The sequence below is a fragment of the Natrarchaeobius versutus genome (genome assembly GCF_041205745.1).
In the GTDB taxonomy this organism is placed as follows: Archaea; Halobacteriota; Halobacteria; order Halobacteriales; family Natrialbaceae; genus Natrarchaeobius; species Natrarchaeobius versutus.
Genome location: NZ_JBGFCC010000023.1, coordinates 1 through 1,434, shown reverse-complemented (window position 1 = coordinate 1,434; position 1,434 = coordinate 1). Strand labels below are relative to the sequence as shown.

The 1,434-nt window shown below is 57.5% G+C and carries 1 protein-coding gene; it reads left to right on the top strand.

The annotated features are described in order from the left end of the window. The first annotated feature begins 226 nt into the window (after positions 1 to 226). Complete coding sequence (locus tag AB7C87_RS24145; protein WP_369732098.1) at positions 227 to 1,225, top strand: IS110 family RNA-guided transposase; 999 nt, start codon at positions 227 to 229, stop codon at positions 1,223 to 1,225. Positions 1,226 to 1,434: the final 209 nt, after the last annotated feature.

Below are 1,434 nucleotides of genomic sequence, written 5' to 3'. Positions count from 1 at the left end.
ACTGACTCGATGGAAATTCTGCTAACCCATGAGAGCGTGAATCAAGCATGGGACGCAAGAGACCGACGATCGCTCCGTGCCACAGAGCACGTTGTACTGACTGGTCCAAGTGCGAAAGAAGCCGAGTTCTGGGCGTGACAGCCCGACTGCCGCGCGGCGCGGCAGTCGGGAAAGCCCGCATAGGTGAGTCTCTGGTTCACGCACTGACGTCCCGGAGGGATGAACAATGTACCTCGGAATTGACATCCACAAACGATACGCACAGGTGGCAGTAATGGACGACGCTGGGGAGCTCGTCGAAGAGGTTCGCGTCGAGAACGCGAACCTCGACGACCTCGCTCAGCGGTACGCTGGAGCTGACGCCGCAATCGAGGCGACCAGCAATTACTACCACATCCACGATACGCTGTCGGAGCATTTGGATGTGACTGTTGCCCATCCGCAGAAATTGAACGTCATCGCTGACACCGACAAGAAAACTGATCGCGTAGACGCCAAAGAGTTGGCACGGATGGTTCGGTTGAACTCGGTGCCGGAGAGTTACGTTCCGACCGACGAGATCAGGGAAGCCCGCGCACTCGTGCGCGGGCGACAAAAGTTGGTCGAGAATCGCACCGAGTACGCGAACAAGATTCACGGATTGCTGTCCGATCACGGTATCACGCGAAACGTGAAGCCGCTGAGTGTGACGGGACGAGAGTTCCTAGCGGAACTCTCGCTCCCGGTACCGTGGGACGAGTTATTGGCGTCGTACTTGGAGCTGATCGAGACGCTCACCGCCGAGATCAAACGTCTGGATGCTGCCATCGAAGAGCGCGCTGGGTCTCTGGCAGAGACCCAGCTGCTCATGACGATTCCCGGCGTGAGTTACTACTCAGCGTTGCTGATCTACGCCGAACTCGGCGGGATTGACCGGTTCGACGGCGCCAAGGAGGTAGTAAGTTACGTCGGGTTGAATCCAGTGATCCGCGAGTCTGGCGACTCGCGGTTCGAGGGCAGTATCTCGAAGCGAGGATCAGGGCGGGTACGGTGGATCCTCGTTCAGTGTGCGCAGACAGCGGTTCATACCTGTGACGACGAGTACCTGAGTCGATTCTATGATCGGTTAGCGGGAAAGAAGGGATCGCAAAAAGCAATCGTGGCAACCGCTCGGAAGTTGCTGGTTTCAATGTATCACATGTTGGACCGTGAGGAGGTGTATGATCCACCAGGGGTGAGTGCCTGAGCGCCGCCGGGGCGGCGCTCATTGGCCGGCTGGTGGCAGCGTGAGTGACTACTATCACTCACAAGAAGTCTCCCGCCTGATGGCTGTCACGGCAGTCATCGGTTTGCCGGTTGTCGATTCTACGCTCGAAAACCACAACAGCTCGTCCTCGCCCGAAGAATTATCATGGCAAACGTGGTCTGTTCAGCCAGCAGAATTTCCATAGGTGA

What these genes read in the sequence shown, in the direction of transcription:
- AB7C87_RS24145 (WP_369732098.1), top strand. Translation starts at nt 227, where the DNA reads ATGTACCTCGGAATTGACATCCACAAACGATACGCACAGGTGGCAGTA.